Annotated in this window: 16 protein-coding genes, 2 tRNA genes and 1 pseudogene; 8 read left to right on the forward strand and 11 right to left on the reverse strand. The window is 58.9% G+C overall.

Annotated features, from left to right (window positions below; translation table 11 throughout):
• Positions 1–16 precede the first annotated feature (16 nt).
• Positions 17–928 (reverse strand): MBL fold metallo-hydrolase, encoded by a 912-nt coding sequence (locus AC1ECN_RS31740; protein ID WP_130672890.1) that lies wholly within the window; start codon positions 926–928, stop codon positions 17–19.
• Positions 929–1,090: 162 nt separating this feature from the next.
• Between AC1ECN_RS31740 and AC1ECN_RS31745 the strand changes: the two genes are divergently transcribed.
• Both AC1ECN_RS31745 and AC1ECN_RS31750 read left to right on the forward strand, forming a co-directional pair.
• A tRNA-Gln gene (locus tag AC1ECN_RS31745) sits at positions 1,091–1,164 on the forward strand.
• Positions 1,165–1,673: 509 nt separating this feature from the next.
• A complete protein-coding gene (locus AC1ECN_RS31750; RefSeq protein WP_477955180.1) occupies positions 1,674–3,788 on the forward strand; it encodes an AIPR family protein in 2,115 nt (704 codons plus the stop codon).
• Between the two features lie 22 nt (positions 3,789–3,810).
• Here AC1ECN_RS31750 and AC1ECN_RS31755 read toward each other — a convergent pair whose 3' ends face one another.
• From AC1ECN_RS31755 to AC1ECN_RS31795, 9 genes are all read right to left on the reverse strand, one after another.
• Entirely contained in the window at positions 3,811–4,254 is a 444-nt protein-coding gene (locus AC1ECN_RS31755) for an EcoRII N-terminal effector-binding domain-containing protein (RefSeq protein ID WP_477955182.1), read from the reverse strand.
• Positions 4,251–6,071 carry a DEAD/DEAH box helicase gene (locus AC1ECN_RS31760; RefSeq protein WP_477955184.1) on the reverse strand — a complete coding sequence of 607 codons (1,821 nt, stop codon included), beginning with the start codon at positions 6,069–6,071 and terminating at the stop codon, positions 4,251–4,253. The genes AC1ECN_RS31755 and AC1ECN_RS31760 overlap by 4 nt, the downstream gene beginning before the upstream one ends.
• Positions 6,068–6,901, reverse strand: coding sequence for an HNH endonuclease (locus AC1ECN_RS31765; RefSeq protein WP_130672894.1), 834 nt, complete (start codon positions 6,899–6,901; stop codon positions 6,068–6,070). Before AC1ECN_RS31765 ends, AC1ECN_RS31760 begins: the two co-directional genes overlap by 4 nt.
• A gap of 1 nt (position 6,902) precedes the next feature.
• A complete protein-coding gene (locus AC1ECN_RS31770; RefSeq protein WP_197727383.1) occupies positions 6,903–8,564 on the reverse strand; it encodes an ATP-binding protein in 1,662 nt (553 codons plus the stop codon).
• Positions 8,565–8,812: 248 nt separating this feature from the next.
• Positions 8,813–8,923: a hypothetical protein gene (locus AC1ECN_RS31775; RefSeq protein WP_397462652.1), complete on the reverse strand. Its 111-nt coding sequence runs from the start codon at positions 8,921–8,923 to the stop codon at positions 8,813–8,815.
• Positions 8,924–9,000: 77 nt separating this feature from the next.
• Positions 9,001–9,468 (reverse strand): very short patch repair endonuclease, encoded by a 468-nt coding sequence (locus AC1ECN_RS31780; protein ID WP_130672895.1) that lies wholly within the window; start codon positions 9,466–9,468, stop codon positions 9,001–9,003.
• Complete coding sequence (gene dcm, locus AC1ECN_RS31785; RefSeq protein WP_130672896.1) at positions 9,468–10,706, reverse strand: DNA (cytosine-5-)-methyltransferase; 1,239 nt, start codon at positions 10,704–10,706, stop codon at positions 9,468–9,470. The genes AC1ECN_RS31780 and dcm overlap by 1 nt, the downstream gene beginning before the upstream one ends.
• Positions 10,707–11,203: 497 nt before the next feature.
• Positions 11,204–11,983 carry an SDR family NAD(P)-dependent oxidoreductase gene (locus AC1ECN_RS31790; protein ID WP_477955186.1) on the reverse strand — a complete coding sequence of 260 codons (780 nt, stop codon included), beginning with the start codon at positions 11,981–11,983 and terminating at the stop codon, positions 11,204–11,206.
• 524 nt (positions 11,984–12,507) lie between these two features.
• Positions 12,508–13,116 carry a TetR/AcrR family transcriptional regulator gene (locus AC1ECN_RS31795; RefSeq protein WP_017990584.1) on the reverse strand — a complete coding sequence of 203 codons (609 nt, stop codon included), beginning with the start codon at positions 13,114–13,116 and terminating at the stop codon, positions 12,508–12,510.
• 111 nt (positions 13,117–13,227) lie between these two features.
• Between AC1ECN_RS31795 and AC1ECN_RS31800 the strand changes: the two genes are divergently transcribed.
• The 3 genes and pseudogenes from AC1ECN_RS31800 to AC1ECN_RS31810 all read left to right on the forward strand — a co-directional run bounded on the left by AC1ECN_RS31800 (position 13,228) and on the right by AC1ECN_RS31810 (position 17,493).
• Positions 13,228–13,914: a PspA/IM30 family protein gene (locus AC1ECN_RS31800; protein WP_130672121.1), complete on the forward strand. Its 687-nt coding sequence runs from the start codon at positions 13,228–13,230 to the stop codon at positions 13,912–13,914.
• 49 nt (positions 13,915–13,963) lie between these two features.
• Positions 13,964–14,245 (forward strand): YiaA/YiaB family inner membrane protein, encoded by a 282-nt coding sequence (locus AC1ECN_RS31805; protein WP_003546080.1) that lies wholly within the window; start codon positions 13,964–13,966, stop codon positions 14,243–14,245.
• Between the two features lie 93 nt (positions 14,246–14,338).
• A pseudogene (locus AC1ECN_RS31810) lies at positions 14,339–17,493 on the forward strand (acyl-[ACP]--phospholipid O-acyltransferase).
• A gap of 449 nt (positions 17,494–17,942) precedes the next feature.
• On the opposite strand, the gene AC1ECN_RS31815 reads toward AC1ECN_RS31810, so the two are convergent.
• A complete protein-coding gene (locus tag AC1ECN_RS31815) occupies positions 17,943–18,350 on the reverse strand; it encodes a hypothetical protein (RefSeq protein WP_130673493.1) in 408 nt (135 codons plus the stop codon).
• Positions 18,351–18,611: 261 nt separating this feature from the next.
• Between AC1ECN_RS31815 and AC1ECN_RS31820 the strand changes: the two genes are divergently transcribed.
• The 3 genes from AC1ECN_RS31820 to AC1ECN_RS31830 form a co-directional block, all read left to right on the forward strand.
• Positions 18,612–18,688, forward strand: a tRNA-Pro gene (locus tag AC1ECN_RS31820).
• Between the two features lie 426 nt (positions 18,689–19,114).
• Entirely contained in the window at positions 19,115–19,279 is a 165-nt protein-coding gene (locus AC1ECN_RS31825; protein ID WP_165406122.1) for a hypothetical protein, read from the forward strand.
• A 293-nt stretch (positions 19,280–19,572) separates the two neighbouring features.
• The coding region (locus AC1ECN_RS31830) for a Crp/Fnr family transcriptional regulator (protein WP_477955190.1) at positions 19,573–20,047 on the forward strand (475 nt) is incomplete at its 3' end.

The following is a 20,047-nucleotide window of genomic DNA, read 5'->3' on the forward strand; positions in this document are numbered from 1 at the left end:
GACCCCACCCTCATGTTCATGCCGCCGGCCGGAAGAGGGCTGCAAGCGTTGGCGGCCCATCCGCCGCGATCTCGCCGCGCTCCAGAAGATCCTCGATATGGGCGAGCACGGAAAGGGCGGCCGCCCCATGCAGCTTCGGATCGGTATCGCGATAGATCACCTTCACCATCTCGGTTATCCGCTGATCGCCCGCCCGGATGCGCGCCAGCACCGCCTGCTCGCGCTTCAGCCGATGCGCCTTCAGCGCCTTGAGGAAAGTCGAGGGTTCCGTCACCGCCCCGCCATGGCCGGGCAGCAACAGCCGGTCCTCGCGCGCAATCAGCCGCTCGAGCGATTCCATGTAATCCGCCATCGAACCATCCGGCGGCGCGACGATCGAGGTCGACCAGGCCATGACGTGATCGCCGGAGAACAGGATGTCGCGGCCTTGAAGCGCGAAGGCGGCATGATTGGCCGTGTGCCCCGGCGTCAACACCGCGCTCAGCGCCCAGCCATCGCCCGATAGGCTCTCGCCGTCACCGAGCGCGATATCCGGCACGAAGGATAGATCCGAGCTTTCGGAGAAGGGATTGATCTCGCCATCCCTGAGCGGTCGCGCCGGCCGATGCGGCCCTTGGCCCACCGTCATCGCCCCCGTTGCCGCCTGCAACCGCTTCGCCAGCGGCGAGTGGTCGCGATGCGTGTGGCTGACGACGATATGCGTCACCGCGCGGCCGCCAAGCGCTGCCATCAGCGCCTGAAAATGCGCCTCGTCCTCCGGGCCGGGATCGATCACCGCGACGGAGGACGAACCGACGATATAGCTGTTGGTGCCGAAAAAGGTGAAAGGGCCGGGATTGTTCACCGTGATCCGCTCGACACCCGAAACAACCGGCACGGCCTGCCCATAGGCCGGCTCGAAAGCGAGGTCGAAAGCGGGACTGTCCATGAAGGAATGATCTCGGGCCGATGACGTCGCCACTTCCTAGCACGACGACGGGTGCTGCGCAGCGCATAAATCTGCGCCGGGTTAAACTTAGTCATTGTGACAGGCGAAGAGCTTTGCTAATCAGGCGTCGATTTGAGCAGGCGGTTTCCGCTCAAGCTCTGGTGGGGCGTCGCCAAGCGGTAAGGCAACGGTTTTTGGTACCGTCATCCCTGGTTCGAATCCAGGCGCCCCAGCCAACGTCCTTTGGAAAACACTAGCAAAATAGCCGGACAGCCTCAGTTCCAGATTTCGATTAAGGATTCTGAGGCAGCGGATTCCCAATCCGCACAATTTGACGTTTTCGCTCCCATGTTCCGTCGATATTCAATTCGGCAGAATCGACTAATGGCTCAGGTCCCATTGCTGTCATAAGTGGCTTTCAAATTAAGTCGGTTAAGGCTGCCCCAAACGCCGGTAGCTTCTCGCATTCGTGAGCGTGCCCGCCGAGCAACGCTGTCGTCAGAAATATCCTGTTTACGAATTTCATGGTCGCAATTTATGAAGGAATTCAGCTGTATGTCACCAGTGCGGCTGAAAATACTATGATGTTACCTAATGAGATCTCTTTAATGTGCGTTTGCAATGTTGGCGCGATACCTGCTCATCCACGATGAACCAACATTCAAGGATTGAGCGAAATAAAATGCCACAATACAATCTGTCCGAGGAATCTCTAGTTCCCCAATCCGATTGATGGAGAAAGTCTTTGGAACGCCTTGTCGAATTCAACCGAGATCTTCTCGCCGAATTGCGTGAAATGAGCGCGGATTTTGGCTTGCCTGTTGATGACGTGGCATTCGACCGGCTGTGCACGTCGCTGGAGGCAGAAGGCGAGATCGAGGCATCCGATCGCAGTGCCTATCGCGGTGCCGTGGCGGGCAAATCGCTTCGGATCGATGGCCACGGCGGAGACCCGCGCGAGACGGAAGGCGTTCTGAGCGTGGTCATATGCGAGCTTTTTGAAGAGGAGCAGCCGGTTACGTTGAACGCTGCCGAAGCGAAGAAGCTTTTTGGCCATCTTTTCAACTTCGTTGTTGCCGCTAGACGTCAAGAATTCCGGGATGAGCTGGACATCAAATCCCAAGAGTTCGGTGTTGCCACGATGATTGCTGAGGCTTGGCCTGCCATAACGAAGGTAAAGCTCATTCTTGTAACCAACGGGGTCTACAGTGCGAGAACGGATGCCATCTTGGCAGGTAAAATTTCCGAGATTCCGGTGACCTATAACATTTGGGATCTCACCAGGCTACATCGGTTGGAAACCACAGGTTCAAAAGAGAAGATCGTTGTCAAATTCGCCGAGGAATTTGGTGAGGCGCTCCCCGCGCTCCCGGCGTCCGGCCCGGATGYGGAATTCCCCTCCTACTTGGCCGTCATCAGGGGCAGGCAGCTTGCTGCCATCTACGACAAGTGGGGCGCGCGTTTGTTGGAGTCCAACATCCGTAGCTTCATTCAAGCACGCCGCAAAACGGTCAACGAAGGAATCCGGGACACGATCAAGGATGAGCCTGAAATGTTCTTCAGCTATAACAATGGCCTATCAGCTACCGCGGATGCGATTGAGACCGAGGTGGATGGAGCCGGGATCCGCATTCTCTCAGCTAAGAACCTGCAGATTGTTAATGGCGGACAGACCACCGCTTCCCTCCATGCCGCGTTGAAACACGGCCCGGAAAACCTCAATCGAGTTCATGTCCAGGTCAAACTGACCGTAGTTCCAGCGGACAGCTCGGAGCAAACCGTACCGAACATTTCGAAATATGCGAACAGCCAGAACAAGGTGAGCGCGGCAGACTTCTTTTCGAACCATCCCTTCCACATGCGAATGGAGGGATATTCGCGACGCATCCTTGCCCCGCCCGCGGAGGGTACAAGCCGTCAGACCAGATGGTTTTATGAGCGCGCTCGGGGTCAGTACCAGGTGGAGCGCGCAAAACTGGGCACGGCCGACCGCAAACGTTTCGACATCGAACACCCAAAGACACAACTCTTTACCAAAACCGACCTCGCCAAGGTCGAGCTTTCTTTTCGGATGAAGGCCAACACGGTTAGCAAGGGCGCTCAGAAGAATTTCGCGGCATTCGCATCAGACATTGGCGAGGCTTGGGCCGCCAGCGACAAGAAGTACGACGAGACTTGGTTCAAGCGCCTAGTTGCAAAGTTGATTATATTTCGCGCCCTCGAAAAAGCCATCCCTCGGCAGGAATGGTACCCGGGCGGGTACCGCGCAAATATTGTGACCTATGGCATCGCCAAGCTGATCCACAGCGTTGAGAGTCGGGATAAGGTGCTCGACCTCGACAAAGTTTGGAACGAACAGGCGGTCCCGAAGGCCATGCTGCACTGCCTCTTGAGGGCCTGCGCAGCGGCTGCCTGCGTTATAACTGCTCCGGAGAGTGGCATCCGCAATATCACTGAATGGGCAAAAAAACAGGCCTGCTGGGCATCGGTGATGCGAACCGACCCTGTATATGGTGATGAATTGCAGGAAAATATGATTGATCCGGAAGACGCGAAGATTGTAGTCCGAGATGGGCGACGGGAAGAGGTGATGGTATCTGGAATTGAGGCTCAATCAAAGGTTGTCGAACTCGGAGGAGCATTCTGGGAGAGGTTACGCAAGTGGCTAGCCCCAAACCGCCCTTTTTCGCTTAAGGACGACGGGGTACTGAAGGCATGCAATCAGTTGGAACGCCGTCTGSCATCCGAGCGCCAGTGTATCGCTGCGGTAGAGATCCTGAGAAGGGCTAGGGTCGAGGGGTATGTCGATGATCTGGAGAATCCACGCATACGAATCTATGGCAAGGCAAGAGCCCATTGAAGCATTTGACTGCGACAGTAATTTAATGAACTTGCCGCCAGCCGGAGGAGAGTTTGATGYGAACCGGGCCGTATTCGCTGGCTTCCTCTGAAAAACCGAGTCTTTTTGATATCACTCGTATACGATAGGTATTACTTCCTCCTTTGTTGGATATCTCGAAAGCATCTCCCTCTTTGGCATTTTCTGATCGTAGATACTTGGTGAGGTGGGTAATTCTATATTCATTCCGGGTTCCCGTCGGGACGTGCATCCGATTATTGTAGAACACAAATCGCAGACGTAAGACCTGACCTTCCGGGGTTTCACAGTCGATCCATTCTGAGGGATTCAAAATCGATGGATCGAGCTTTGGCAGGAAAGCGAGAAGTTCACCGTCACCTTTCGGCACGAGGATGCCCCCCATATGCCCACCGGTCGCTCCGACGTCGTTGGCACTGAGGGTCTTGATGAAGGTCTTGGTCGTCATGATTTCACCGGGCTGATCTCGAGGGCGCGCTTGATGTCCGTTGCGTCCCGACTGGATACAGGGACAGTTTCGTTCGCAAGGTCGCGCTTCCAAGCAGAGCGTTCGATCATAACCTCCTCTACCGTATCCTTGTAGTAGAGGCGGTAAATCGTGACTGGCTCGGTCTGCCCGCGCCGATGAGCTCGGGCACTGGCTTGTGCCTCGATGGCCGGGTTCCAGACCGGCGTAAAATGGATCACCACAGTTGCCGCGGTAATGTTGAGCCCAGCTCCGGCCGCCTTCGGATTGAGGATTAAGCATGCGGGTCCATCGTGCGCCGAGTACTCGTCAATGATGGCTTGGCGATCCTGTTGCGGGGTCGAGCCGTTGATCGCCCCCCAGTAAGTTCCTGTCAAGTCCTTGCAGGCGGTCCTGATCAGATCACCGATGCGATTAAAGACGGCAAAGATGATGACCTTCCGGCCAATGATGAATGCCTCACGCAGCAATCCGGCTGTTCGTTCAAGTTTCGGCGTTATCAGGGGAAGGTCGTCAAATGAGATGATGCTCGCATCATCCCAATCGACAGCATTGGCGTCCGTCACCCGAAGCCAAGGGTGGGCGCAGACAAGCTGAAGGTGAAGGGTGGCGACGAGGGCGCCTGCCACCGGATACTTCTCCATTGTGGCTTCGCGCACGTCATCGTAGTAACGGGCCAGGCGGTCATCGAGCTCCAGTGGCAGGTCGATATCAATGCGGTCGGGAAGATCCGCGGCGACATCCCGCACGCGCCGTTTCAGGATAATGGGATCTGTCAAACGACCCAAAATCTGCCCGGCCTCGACCGTGTCCGGGAATTCGACTTCGAAAACACTCCTCTCGCCAAGCATTCCAGGAATGGCGAAATCAGCCAGCGACCAGAGGTCCATCAACGTGTTCTCGACCGGCGTTCCAGTCATGGGGATCGACCTGCGTCGTGGAATAGTAACAACGGCCTGCCGACGATTTGAATGAGGATTCTTGATCGCTTGTGCCTCGTCACAGATAACCCAAGACCATTCGAAGGATGAGAAGATGGAGATGTCGTTCACCATCGTTTCATAGGTGGTGATCACCACCGAGGTGACCTGCAGATCACGGTAAATGCCCGCGCGGTGCGCTCCACGGTGAACCATCAAGGAAAAGTCCGGGGCGAATTTCCCGAACTCACGAACCCAGTTCGCGATTAGACTGGTCGGACAGACGACTAGCGCAGGAGCGGTCTTTTCCGGCGGATCCAGCAACAGCAGGGCAATGATCTGAAGTGTTTTTCCTAAGCCCATCTCGTCGGCCAAGATGAGGCCACCAGTCCTGTTAACGGTTTCCCACATCCATTGGATGCCCCGCGCCTGATAAGGGAAGAGATCAGCATGCAACCCGGGTATCGCAATTTGGCCAGGAAGTTCCTCGGCAGCAATCTTTCCCGAATGAATCAGGTCTGGCGAAGACTCGACCGCCAGCCCCTCGGGCGGCGACCGGAGCAGTCTGAGCGCTGTAGCGTAGKAAATGTCGTCGGGGCTCTCGTCGCCGAGAAATTTCTCGATCAGGTTTGGCGCGTCCTTTGGAAGGGGGCGAAGGACCGCACCGTCGGCAATCCACGCATGTGAAACCGAGGGTGCCTCGAACAGCCGGACCTCTCCCCGAAGATTCCGCTTGCCGCCCAATCTTACCGCTATCTTGCCGGATGCGCGGGACAGGAACACGACGGGCTCAAGAACCCGATCGGAAACGGAAAATCCTTCGGGGACCTCAACAAGAAGGGCGTCGAAGCCGAATGGCAGAGCCGTGAGATCTATCATTCTGCCGCCTCGGTGTCGGCATGTGGCACCATGAGTGCACGCAACTCCGAAAGAGAAAATGGTATCGGGCGCCTCGTATGAATGGCGCGGTGGCAATTTGGGCAGAGAGGAGCTAAGTCGACGGCCGGGTCGTATGGGCGGGGGGCAGCCAGAAGGGCTAGTGCCTCAAGGTGATGCACCTCGATAATTGCCCCAGCTCCACCGTAAACTAGCCTCGGTTCAACGCCGCAACAGGCGCATTTCTCGCCGTGCAGCCGGATGCAAAGCAGGCGGTTTCGAGGGTTTCTCTCGCGGCGCCGGACCGTGGATGCGAGAATTGCTCCTTCGTAAGGATGCGTCTCGTCCTCTTCCTCCTCAATGACGTCATAGCCTATAAGTTCAGCCATGGCGGCCATTAAGGGCACGATGACGTCTCGACACACGCTTGTAACTGCCTCGTCTTGGTGTTCCGGCAAACCCCGGATCGTTGCTACGATTCTGAAAGCTCCCGAGATCACATGCCAGTCGTCCCTGCTCTGACCGGACAGATCGAGATCCACCGTTGGATTGATCGAGGCCACGAGCGCGCGCGCGAGGCCCACGTCTTCTTGCCCTGCGAACTGGATCTGGCGGACGACTTCGCCCGCGAACTTGCCAAAGCCAAGCGTGACCCGATATCCCCGCATGCCAAAGGGGCGAAGTTCCGCGACTGGACCATGGCGCTCGTCCAAGTCAGCGAACCAGAGGCGCAAGCCGGTCCGTGTGCCGGTCTGGTCAACAGCCATACCAATCGCCGCGCCCGTACCGGCCTCCAACTCCCTTCGGATTATCTCTTGCCGGCGTGCGATCATTTCAGTCCTCGTCCTCCGAAGTTAGCTCCGAAGGCTCCGGGTCCGGCACGTGACGCAACAGCTTGCGGAGGTTGGCGGAAATTTCTTCGCGAATGTCTTCGAAAACCGGCTCTAGCTCAGGATCAGTATTGTTCTGCTCGGCCATGGCGAAGGCGTAGAGTAGCAGATCCATGCCTTCGACCGCGTAGCCGTTCGCGGCGGCACGCTGGTAGATCTTTTGATAGAAATCATGGTGCTTGTTGAGGAGGACTCCTGGAACATGATCCGCGCTCCCGGGACTCCGATAGGCTGGCTCCCAGAGATGGCCGTTTGTGATTATCGTTACCGCCTCCACATGGATGCTGTCAGGGCTCACGTTGTTCTGAACCGGCGCCTTGAGCCTGATCTTTGCGCCGCGGTTGTTGGTGATTTCGGCAGTCTGGGTGCGGACATCGGCGGCGGTGACTTGCGGCTTGGCTGTGTTGGGAGTGCCCGCGATATTCTTGTTCGCGCTGCTATGGTCGACAGTCCTCCTAATGTTAGCATCGTCGCGGCTTTCGCGGCGATATCGCGCACCAGCCTCCCGATAGACAGGTTGAAGAATCCTGCGCAGACCATCCTCGAGATCAGGGTGAAACAAGATTCGGGATTTTTTCACGTCTATCCGGAAGGCCTCATCCAACTCGTATCCGAAGTCGAACTCGATTCGGAGCAGTGAGGTGTGTGGTTCCGGAGCCCCGAACACGTCCATCCAGCCACCATCTTGAATCAGACGGCCCTCGCGATAGACGTAGAAACCCTGCGCCCTATTCGAAATTCGTGCAAACTCCGTCTCTTCCTGTTTGGTCATGTCACGCCGGTGAGGAAGGATCCACGCCCTCATTTCGGCGACTTCCTCGCTACCATCGGCGAGTTCGACCACCACCTTCTGCTTGTTTGGGGCAAGCACCTGTTCCGACCTCTGTGGGTAAAACGGGTTCCAAGGCGGCACTGCTAACTCATTGATGCGAATTGTCAGGTTCCGTTCACGTGTGTCATTCTCATCGATAAAACGGTGGAACACCAAAGATATATGCTTGCTCAAAGACTCGGACATGCGTTTGACGGCCGCCTGTTCCTTGGCGCCGGGTGCATACTCTTTTGACAACAGCCGGTCGCAATTTTCCCAGATAACAAGAGTTCCCGTGCGGCCGCAGAGTTCCTCAAACATCTCGGCTTGGTCTGATGTCACCGGTTCAGCCAACATCTCCCAAACGTTCTTCCTTTCAACGTGTTCGAGGTCCCAAGTCAGCTTGGCAAGCGGCTGGTCCTCCGATTTCCTCGAGATGACGCTGTAACATTTGCATACTGAGCTTGATGCCGTTTTGAGGCCTAGGCCGAACTTCCCAAGGCTCTTTGCGTCGGAGCGCTTGTCGGCGCCATAGCGCATAGCCTTCCAAACCCCGTTATCGTCCATACCGTGGCCGTCATCACCGAAATAAACGACCTTTCGTCCGTCATGAAGGAGCTGAATTTCAATATTGACGTTCATCGCCCCCGCTGCGATCGAATTGTCGATTATGTCTGCGGCCGCGGTCTTGACGTTGTAGCCCGTATCCCGCAGGCCAACGATGAGCCTTGAAGCGTTCGGGTCGTTAATAAGGTCGTTCATTCGTGCGTTCGCGCCGTTGATAAGATCGTTCATCCGCTAGCCCYGCTCCCATCATAATTTCAAAGCTCATGCATCTACCTTTAGACAGGCCGCTCGATGAMAATTCAGCACTTGTTTCTGCGTCACGCAACCATTCGTTGACGGTTCTGCCAGGCTGCCCGTATGATTCGACCTAGTCGCTCACTCCCAGATGGTCAAAACACGCCAACCAGCACTGAACAAGGCCCCCGTTGAACGTCTGTCGCGATCAGCGTTAGGCCCGGTCTTCGCGGCCCACAAACTCACGCGTGGTTTTCGGAATTCTGAAGTATGGGCAGCCCTCGTGGGCCGTGCCAAAAGCAGCCGTGGACAAAAATGATGCATCTGTGCTTCGGCACGCGATATCTGGACACCCGTTAGACTTGCGGCGTGAGGGCCTTTATGCACGACCAATACAGGCTTGGTACTTGCGGAGCAGATTCGCGCCGGATCAGCGACTGCCATCCGTTTTCCCTTCGATTTCGGCAGCACCTTCACCTGATTCCAGCCATGCTGCAACCATATCGATCACGGCAGATATCGCCCATCGGCTCCTGCCTTTGATCGCGCATTCCCAGACAGTGAGATGACGCCAGCCAAGTTCGTCCAGCTTGCGTCTGACCTCGATGTCGCGAGCACAGTTACTCCCGATCTTGTTACGCCAGAACTCGACCTTTGAGGATGGCAGTCTGAAGAGGTGGCAATGGTGCCCGTGCCAGAAGCAGCCATCGACGAACACGACTGCTTTGAGACGCGGAAAGACGAGATCGGGCTTACCTGGCAGGCGTTTGTCGTGGACGCGATAACGCCATCCCCGCGCGAATAGCGCTCTTCGGATCAGGATTTCCGGGTTCGTGTCCTTGCCCCGGATACCGGCCATCATCAGGCTGCGCTTTTCAGGAGTTACGATGTCGGCCATCACGCGCGCTTTCTGACAGCCTCTTCCCTCGCTTCGAGGATGTAGGGCTTCATAAGCCCTGCGACAGCCTCGACGGCCGGTACGGCGACCGAGTTGCCGAACTGCCTGTAGGCCTGCGTGTCCGACACTGGAATTATGAAATCCTTCTGGCCGGGAAGATCGAAACCCATGAGCCTGGCACATTCCCGCGGTGTCAGGCGACGCGGAGTCCGACCTTCACCCCGAGATATCAGAATTTCCGAGCCGTCCTTGTGGTAGCGAGCGGATAACGTGCGAGCAGTATCTTCAGGGCCGAACAGTCCGAACCCGAATCCGTTGCCCTTCGCCTTGTGTTTGTCGGCGTAGGCCTGGAGATAAGACCAAAGCTTGTCGCTTAGAGTGTACTTGTCCGAGACTCGACCGATATTGCCTTCGGTGTAGGGCTTTTCGGGGACTTCTTCGCCATTTTCAGGGTGCAGGATCGTCTTCAAGGCCGGGCCTTTCAGGGGGGCTGGAACAATCATGTCATCAAAGCGAAAGCCGTAATCCTCCCTGAAGCCGACGATAAAGATGCGCTCCCGGTGCTGCGGCAGCCATGACTTGGCATTCAGAATTTTGTACTGGACGGTGTAGCCCAGCTGGTTTTCGAGGACATCCTTGATGATCGCAAATGTCCGACCCTTGTCGTGATTGACGAGGTTCTTCACGTTTTCAAGCAGGAATGCCTTGGGACGATGGTACGCGAGGATTCGCTGGATATCAAAAAACAGCGTGCCCTGAGTCTCGCAGGCGAAGCCGTGTGGTCTGTTAAGTGCATTCTTTTTCGATACACCTGCGAGTGAAAACGGCTGGCAGGGGAAGCCGGCGAGGAGAACATCATGTAACGGAATATCCTCTTCGCGCAGCTGCCTGATGTCGGGAAAGATTTCGTGGTCGTCGCTGGGATAGTTCCTGCGATAGGTCTCTTGGCTGTGTTTGTCCCATTCGCAGGTGAAGGTGCACTTGCCGCCGATCGCGTTGAAGCCGCGACGGAGCCCTCCGATGCCCGCGAAAAGATCGATGAAGGTAAAGGCATGATCGTCGCTCGGGTCACCGCAACGCTTGCTACGAACCTCCTTCAACTTGTCGAGAATGACTTTGCGAGGGATGTTCTCGCCAGCTTCCCATCTATACACTTGTCGTTCTGTGTACCCGAGGACGTCCGCCGCTTCGGGAATCCCGAGTCCGGCTTTCTGCCGCAGGATGGAAAAGTCTGTCATGAATCACCTCGCGCTCTGGGAATGTTTTTGACATTATGACAGGAGTTTATCCATAGAACAAATCAAGAACGAAGAGATGTCAACCGATAATTCATCACACGCCCCGGATGCTCGTAGCAGTATATGCATATCTGAAGAGTGATTCAGAGATGTTCCAAATAACTGAAATAAAAGAAATTTTCGCTAGACCCCGCGCTTAGGGCAACGCCATTCACAGCCTTTGCATCCGTGCAATCGTCAACACCAGCTCATTCACTCCCGTACCGGCCGTTCCAGTGCAAGCCCACTACGCGGCCTTCGAGCTGATGTTGACGACGCCGTGGACGGCGCCGAAGACGTCTCGACGCGGATGGCGCGGTCTTCGGGGCATGTCGGGCTACAGTTCGGCCAGCGGTTCGGCGCTCACGTCCATCAGAAAGAGGTGCCTCGTCGAGATGCCATTCCGGCGTTGGTTTCCAGCGGATAGTGGTCGAACAACGCCTTCCAGGTCTCGCGCCTCACCCGCTCTCTGCGAATACACGAACATCTGTGAGTTCACCGAGCTTCTCCACCAGCCCATCCTGAAACCCAGGATCCCCAACCTCCGCCGCCGCCTCCCGCCGCTGCCGATGATACCAGTACCCACCGCTGACCTTCGCACCTCCCGCATCGCTTGCCGCAAGCCATGTCTGGGTGAGGTGCCCCATTTCGAGGTCATCGGGTGCGCCGGCGCCGCCCATCTTGGTCGGCACCMAGCCGGGATCCACGGCGTTGCTGAGAACATCCGGCCAATGGCGGGCGACGGCGGCGGCGAGGGTGGCGATGTAGAGCTTGCTTTCCGAATAGGCCTGGCTGGCATTCCACGGCCGCTTCTTCCAGTCGATATCGTCAAGGGCGCTGCTTCCGCTGCGGTGCATGCCGCTCGTGAGATAGACCAGGCGATCGGGACGAGTTATCCAGGCGGTGAGCAGATAGGGGGCAAGCACATTCACCGCCAGCGTCTTTGCGTGACCATCAGGCGTTTCGCCCCGGCTCCGCTCCAGGTAGATGCCAGCATTGTGGATGACGGCGTCCATGCGGCCGATGGCGTTGACCTGCTCTGCAATCGATCGCGTCTCGGCGGCGCTGGCGAGATCGCCGATGACGAGGCCGAGTGCCGCAGCCGAAATCTCTGAGATGGCGGAGGCGCGCTCCCTGGAGCGGGCATGCAGCACGACGTCATGGCCCTCCTTCATCAGGGTGCGGGCGGCGGCAAGGCCGAGGCCATCGGTGGAACCGGTGATGAGGATGCGGCTCATGGGGTTTCCCTTCGCGGCGGTGGGGTAGGGCAGTCAAGCAGCTTTTGGCTGGTTGCTCAATGCGGGAGTTGGGGTGTGGGTTCCTGGGGTTGGTCGATATGTAGCCGGTTCAGACCGATCTAAGACCCCTCCCCAACCCCTCCCCACAAGGGGGAGGGGCTAGCCCAGCATCGCCGCTTTGCCCGAGATCATCTCGTCGTTTGCCGATCTGGAGTTTTGGGAGATGCGGTGCGGCAGGTTAAGCCCCTCCCCCTCGTGGGGAGGGGTTTGGGGCGGGGTCTTTGCCCCGCGAGCGGGTGTCCGAAGGACGGGGCGAGACGTGTGGCTCGACCCTGGCAGTGGCGGCAGCCGGATGAGGGGCTTTTTTCGGTGATTTCAGCGGTTTAACTCAAAGCTCATGCAGCATTTATCCGGAGCGGCATGGATCCCAGGCTCAAGGTCTGGGATGACGGAATGTGTGTGATGCGGTGGCTAATACGGTAAAGCCGTCAGCTCACCGGCGCCATTCCCCCCCCAACGCCCCATCACCCCCTCCGCCGCTCCGCCCCCGCGGCAATCGTCTGCACCAGCTCATCCACCTCCCGCGCCAGTCGCTCCAGCGGCAAGCCGACGAAGCGGCCTTCGAGGCTGATGCTGACGACACCATGCACGGCGCCGAACAAGGTGCGGGCGCGGATGGCGCGGTCTTCGGGGGGCATGTCGGGCTGCAGTTCGGCCAGCGGTTCGGCGATCACATCCATCAGGAAGAGATGCTCATCGAGATGCCATTGCGGCGTCGGGCTCGATTCCGGCGGGAAGTGTTCGAACAGCGCCTTCCAGAGGTTCCGGTGCTCGACGGCGAAGCTCAGATAGCCCTGCGCCAGGTTGCGCAGCCGGTCGGTCGGCGGCCGGTCCTTGGCCTCGGGCAGGGTGAGCCTCGCCTCCAGCGCCTTCAGCGTGGCGGAATTGACGTGGATGACGAGCTCGGCGAGGTCTGAAAAGACCGTGTAGAGGCCGCCGAGCGCGCAGCCGGCATCCTGGGTGATGTCGCGGGCCCTGAGATTTGCCAGCCCGTCCCTGGCGATTCGCTCGCGCGCCGCCTCGATCAGCCGGGCCTTCAGGTCTTCGCGTTTTTCTTCTCGCCTACCAGCCATTCACCATTCCACTTCGATTTCTTGAACGTCGTTCAAAATTTATCTTGAACGACGTTCATGATTCTGCCATAACACCTCTCGTGAACAACGTTCATAAACCGGAGGAAGGAAATGTTCAAACTGATTTCCATTTTGTTGCGGGGCAGGGCGCATGATGCCGAGCAGGCTTTCGCCGACTGCCACGCCGTGCCGCTGCTTTCCCAGCAGATCCGCGATGCCGCCCAGTCGATCCAATCGGCGCGGCGCAGTGTGGCGGTCGCCATCGCCCAGAACGAACAGGAGAAGGGGCAGCACGCGACGATCGTTGCCCGCATCGCCGATCTCGAAATCCGCGCCTCCGCCGCTTTGGCGAAGGGCAATGAGGGCCTGGCCCGCGAGGCGGCCGAGGCGATCGCCTATCTCGAAGCCGAGCGCGACGCATCGGAAAAGGCGCAAGCCCAGTTCACAGGGGCGATCGACAAGCTGAAGGGCATCGTCCGCGCCTCCGAGGCAAGGCTGCAGGAGCTGCAGCGTGGCGAGCGGCTGGCGCGTGCCACGCAGGAGGCGCAGAAGCTCGATGTTGCCGTCGCCGGTCCAGGCTTTGCGACGCTCGACGATGCCGAAGAGACGCTGGCCCGCCTTCGCCTGCGCCAGAGCCAGAATGAACTGACCGCTGCCGCCCTGAAGGACATGGAAGGCGCCATCCGCCCGGCCGGCATCATCGAGAAGCTTGCCAATGCCGGCTTCGGCGCGCCGCAGCGCTCATCCGCCGATGATGTGCTGGCGCGGCTGAAGAGCCGCATCACGCCTGCTGCCTGAAATCGCTTCCATCCAACCATCCATCCATCGAACATCAAGGACTATGACAATGAACGACAGTTTCCAGAAACATTCCGCAAGCTGGGTCAGCTTCTCCTACATCTCCTTCGGCTCGGCCGCCTTCATGCTGGCGCTCGGCCTCTACATGATGCCGCTCGATCTCTGGGGCAAAGGCTATCTCGCCATGGGCATTCTGATGCTGGTGCAGACCACGGTGAATATCACCAAGACGCTGCGCGACAATGCCGAATCCGAGAAGCTGATCCGCAAGGTCGAAGATGCCCGCACCGAGAAACTCCTGGTCAAGTTCAATCGTAACGATGAAGATTGATCTTGGTTAACCACAGCGCAGAGTTGTTACCGCATTCAACTTTTGCGTAACAACTCTGTGGCCTTCTCTGCCTGCCGAAAGAGGAACCAGCCCGTGCAACATAATCTGATGACCTCCAGGAAATTCGCGCCGCTGTTCTGGACCCAGTTCCTGACGGCCTTCAACGACAATTTCCTCAAGAACACCCTGGTGTTCCTCATTCTCTTCAAGATGTCGGCGAGTGAAGGGGCCGCCCTGGTGACGCTCGCCGGCGTCATCCTCATCGTGCCCTTCCTGCTGCTCTCCGCACTCGGCGGCGAACTCGCCGACAAGCACGACAAGGCGAAGATCGCCGAGCTGCTGAAACGCTGCGAGATCGCGGTCGCCGCCCTTGCCGTCGTCGGTCTGGCCTTTTCCTCCATCTTCGTATTGATGGCGGCGCTGTTCGGCTTCGGCGTCGTCTCGGCGCTGTTCGGGCCGATCAAATACGGCATCCTGCCCGATCATCTCGAACGCCGCGACCTGCCGAAGGCCAATGCCTGGATCGAGGGCGGCACCTTTATCGCCATCCTCGCCGGCACCATCATCGCCGCCTTCGCCTTTTCCGGCGGCGACAATGTGCTGATCTTCGGCACGATGATGATGGGGCTTTCGGTGCTCTGCTGGCTGGCCAGCCGGATGATCCCGCCCACCGGCTCCAAGGCGCCGGATTTGGAGATCGACCGCAATGTCATCCGCTCCAGCTACACCCTCGTCATGGAAATCCGTCAGGACAAACGGCTGTGGCGTTCGGCGCTGATGAATTGCTGGTTCTGGCTGGTCGGCGCCTTCGTTCTCTCCATCCTGCCGACCATGGTCACCGAGCTGCTCGGCGGCTCCGAGATCGTCGTGCCGGCCTATCTCACCGTCTTTGCCATCGCCGTCGCGATCGGTTCGGCCATTGCCGCCTGGATGTCTTCCGGCCGCATCGTGCTGCTGCCGGCCCCTGTCGGCACGGCGCTGCTCGGCCTCTTCAGCCTTGATCTCGCCTGGAACCTCTGGGGCCTGGCTTCCACAAGCCATGCGACGACGATCGCCACCTTCTTTGCCGGAGAGAATACCATCCGTGTCGCCATCGATCTCGCCGGCATGGCGATAGCGGGCGCCTTCATCGCCGTGCCGACCTTCGCCGCGCTGCAGACCTGGGCGCATGAGGACCGCCGCGCCCGCGTCATCGGCGCCGCCAATGTGCTCTCGGCCCTGTTCATCACCGTCGGCCTCGGCCTCGTTGCCGCCGTCCAGGCGCTCGGCGCTTCCATTCCTCAGATTCTGATCGGCCTTGGCATCATCAATTTTGCCGTCGCCTGGCTGATGCTGAAGACGCTGCCGACCAATCCCTTCCGCGATTTCATCTCGATCCTGTTCCGCGCCTTCATGCGCCTCGAGGTCGAGGGTCTCGAAAATATCAAGAAGGCCGGCCGCGCGCCGATCATCGCGCTCAACCATGTCAGCCTGCTCGATGGCGCCCTGGCGCTTGCCATCACCGAGGAAGAGCCCACCTTTGCCGTCGATTACAAGATCGCCCAGGCCTGGTGGGTGCGGCCCTTCCTGAAGATGTGCAAATTCCTGCCGCTCGACCCGACAAAGCCGATGGCGACACGTTCGCTGATCAAGGTGGTGCAGGACGGCAACCCGATCGGCATCTTCCCCGAGGGCCGCCTGACGGTGACCGGCACGCTGATGAAGGTCTATGATGGCGCCGCCATGGTCGCCGACAAAACAGGCTCGATGGTCGTGCCGGTGAAGATCGACGGGCTGGAGAAGAGCTATCTCTCCTATCTCGACAACGGCAAGATCCGCCGCCGGTTATTCCCCAAGGTCAAGGTCACCATTCTCGAGCCGGTGAAGCTCGAAGTGCCGCCGGAGCTGAAAGGCCGCAAGCGCCGCACGGCGGCGGGTGCCGCGCTTTATCAGGTGATGTCGAACCTGCTGTTCCAGACCGCCGATACCTCGTCGACCGTTCTCGACCGCGTCATTCAGGCCGGCCACGAATTCGGCATGAAGAAACTTGCCGTCGAAGATCCGGTCACCGGCCGGCTGACCTATGGCAAGCTGCTCACCGGGGCTGCCGTGCTCGGCGCAAAATTCCGCACGATGTTTCCGGAAAACAACCTCGGCGTCATGCTGCCGAATGCCAATGGCGCCGCCGCCACGCTTCTCGGCGTGATGAGCGCTGGCAAGGTGCCGGCGATGCTGAACTTTACAGCAGGTGCCGCCAATATCCTCTCCGCCTGCAAGGCGGCGCAAGTCAAACATGTGCTGACCTCGCGCGCCTTCGTCACCCAGGCGAAGCTCGGTGCCGTCATCGAGGAGATGGAAAAGCAGGTGACGATCGTCTGGCTCGATGATCTCAGGGCCGAAATCTCACTCAAGGACAAGATCCTTGGGTATCTGCGCAAGGCTCGGCCGCTGGTCAAACGCCAGCCGGATGATCCGGCGGTGATCCTCTTCACCTCGGGCTCCGAGGGCACGCCGAAGGGCGTGGTACTCACCCACCGCAACATCCTGTCGAACGCCGCCCAGGCGGCTGCCCGCATCGATTTCCACAGCGGCGACAAGGTGTTCAACATCCTGCCGGTGTTCCATTCCTTCGGGCTGACGGCCGGCACGGTGCTGCCGCTGATCTCCGGTGTGCCGGTCTATTTCTATCCGTCGCCGCTGCATTACCGCATCGTGCCGGAACTGATCTATGTCTCCAACGCCACGATCATCTTCGGCACCGATACCTTCCTCAACGGCTATTCGCGGACGGCCCATCCTTACGACTTCCGCTCGATCCGCTATATCTTCTCAGGCGCCGAGCCGGTGAAGGCCTCGACCCGCCAGACCTATATGACGGCTGGCACGATACCGGCGACATCGTCACCATCGACGAGGACGGTTTCGTCAAGATCCGCGGCCGCGCCAAACGCTTCGCCAAGATCGGCGGCGAAATGATCTCGCTCGCCGCCGTCGAGACGCTGGCCGCCGAGCTCTGGCCGGGCGCGCTCTCGGTCGTCTCCTCGCTGCCCGACGCCAAGAAGGGCGAGCGCCTGGTGCTGCTGACCGACGCCCCCACCGCCACCCGCGCCGAATTCCTCGCCTTCGCCAAATCCAAGGGCGCCATGGACATGATGGTCCCGGCCGAGGTCAATATCGGCAAGGTGCCGGTGCTCGGCTCCGGCAAGGTGGATTTCGTCGCGGCGCGGAAGCTGGCGGAGAGTGCGGTGCAGGCTGGGGAGGCGGCGTAAGAGCGGTGTAGGGTTCGGGCGGTTCGTGTGGCACCCCCCTCTGCCCTGCCGGGCATCTCCCCCACAGGTGGGGAGATTGGCTGGGCGCACGGGCTTCCCCAAACAATTGGTGTCGCAGCACGGCAAAACGGTAGATGGGCAGGAAGTTCAAGCCACTTGTGATCTCCCCACCTGTGGGGGAGATGCCCGGCAGGGCAGAGGGGGGTATCCACGCACCACCGTGGCTATTCCGGCAGCGAGAGGCAAGCGGGGAACGGAGAGGTCGCGGCATGTCCCTTCGCCCCGTTTACGGGGGTCCGAAGGACGGGTCGAGACCAGTGGCTCGACCCCGGCAAAGGTGGCGGCAAGCCGGAAGAGGGGCGGCCCCAAGCGCGAATTTGTCGACTTCGTCAGCAACATAACAGGCGGCACCCGGGCCGCCTGTCTTCGCGTCTTGGACAAACCGTCCGTTACTTCTGTTCCGGCGCCAAAAACTCTGCGCAATAGGACGGGCCGTTGACGCCGGGGATGTCGGCGACGGTGCGGATGTCGCGGATCGTGTAATCGGAGTTGGTGGTGATTTCGGCCTGGCAGCGCAGATAGGCGGTGCGGGCCGACGCGATCTGCTTGCCGCGCTTGCCATCGGCGCCTTCGGCATATTTCGCCGGAATGCGCACGGTCTTGTAGCCGCCGCGCCAGGTATAGACAGTGGTCGAGCCTTGCTCGCTGTCGCTGATCGGCGGGCCGTAGGCGGCAAAGAAGACGCCGGCCGATTTGCCGACCCAGCGGGCCTCGATCGGGTTGCCGGCGGAAGGAATGGTCGTGCATCCGGCAAGCGCAATTGCAAGCCCGGCCGCGGTCATGGTGCGGAAATTCATCGTGTCGTCCCTGATCTCAAGCGCATTGGCTGCGAAGCCGCCGTCGCAGCGGTTTCGCCTGTCCCGTCTGCCCTTTAGCGCGGAACCCGGCAAAAGAAAATTGCTCCTTTGAGACTTCCGTTCGATTTGCGGCAGGTGTGGCTTTTTGCTGCAGCCGCGTGACTCCAAACCTGTCACAACCCCGTCAAAATTTCCGCCGGCTTTTTGGAATTTGGTGCTTGTGCAACCAGATAGGCTGTTCTATAGAAGCGCCGCTGGTCACGGAGTGTAGCGCAGTCTGGTAGCGCACCACGTTCGGGACGTGGGGGTCGAGTGTTCGAATCACTCCACTCCGACCAGCCGAAAAGCCCGGTAACCCGGGCTTTTTTCTTTTGTGCTGATCTCAGCCAAAATTCCCCAGGATTTCACCATTTGATTCATGCGATCCTTGGTCCTCGCGCGTTGCGCGCAAGGGATCAAAAAGGAGCCCCGCCGAAACGGGGCAAATTGGGAACGGACGGATCGCACAGGAAGGAAGGGTTGGCGTACGGCCCGTCACAAGAGGGGCACCTGTGCGATCCTTGTGGCCTAACGACAGATAGTCGGAAAAGTTCCTGTGCGGTTCCGAACCAATCGTGAGATGGAACGCTAGTCGCACCAGTCGTCCCGCCGCTTCGGTCACAAGCCGTGAAAAGCGCGCCCCGCGCTCGAAGGATGGCGGTCGGCACCTTGTTTCATTCGAATAACAGCACATCTCGATGGGGTAAGCGCCGTCAGGAAAACAAATGGCCTACGAGCCGGATATGGCTATCGTCTTCGATAGCGTGACAAAGGCGGTGATCGTCAGTTTCCGCGGAGTCACGGTCTATCTGCCAGGTCCCTATGCCGACCGAAAGGCGGCCGTCCTTACCGCCGAAGCGCATTGCCGTCGGCTTGGCTGGCGAGATTGATTGCGACTTCTCTCAACGATCCCACAAAAGGCAGATATTTGTATTGTGAATCGCTCGTCCTTTCGCAATGAGCGCGCATGCCGAGGTAAAATGTGCTAAGGTCTCTTGGTCGACACCGAACATCGTTGCCGGTCTATCGTCGCTGATCATCAACAATTTCAGTGGCTTATGTGCGGTTTTGTCATAAACGCACACTTTCGCGGGACCTATAGCCAAATCTTGGGCCGTCCCGTAGCTTTCACCACACCCACAGGCGTTTGGTTTGACATCCAAGCTCCCCACGCGGAGCTGCTATGCCCCAATTCGACCAATCGACCGTCGAGAACACTCTACTGAAATTGTTGAGCGTAGACGGCTTTGCACGCCTCTCGGGAGAGATGGAGCGCGTCGACCTTCCATTACGGCACGTTCTTGTTGCTAGCGACGTTCCAACCACGCATGTCTGCTTCTTGGAAAGAGGCTTGGGATCCATGGTTGTCAGCAGCACCGACGAAGAAGTGGTGGAAATTGGCCACATCGGGCCTGAAGGCGCATCCGGCATGCACGTCGTCCTGGCAGTGGAGACCACCCCCACGCGCACGTTCATGCAAGTCGCAGGGTCGGGAATTATGGTGCCGATGGAGACGTTTCAGCGCGCGCTCGCCGATGATCCCGAGATGAAGGATTTCTTCCTTCGCTATGTTCACACAACCGTGCTGCAGCTCGCCCATTCGGCGCTTGCGAACGCCCGCTACAATATGCATGAACGGCTGGCTCGGTGGATACTGA

Source organism: Rhizobium sp. 01N447_2 (assembly GCF_056399245.1).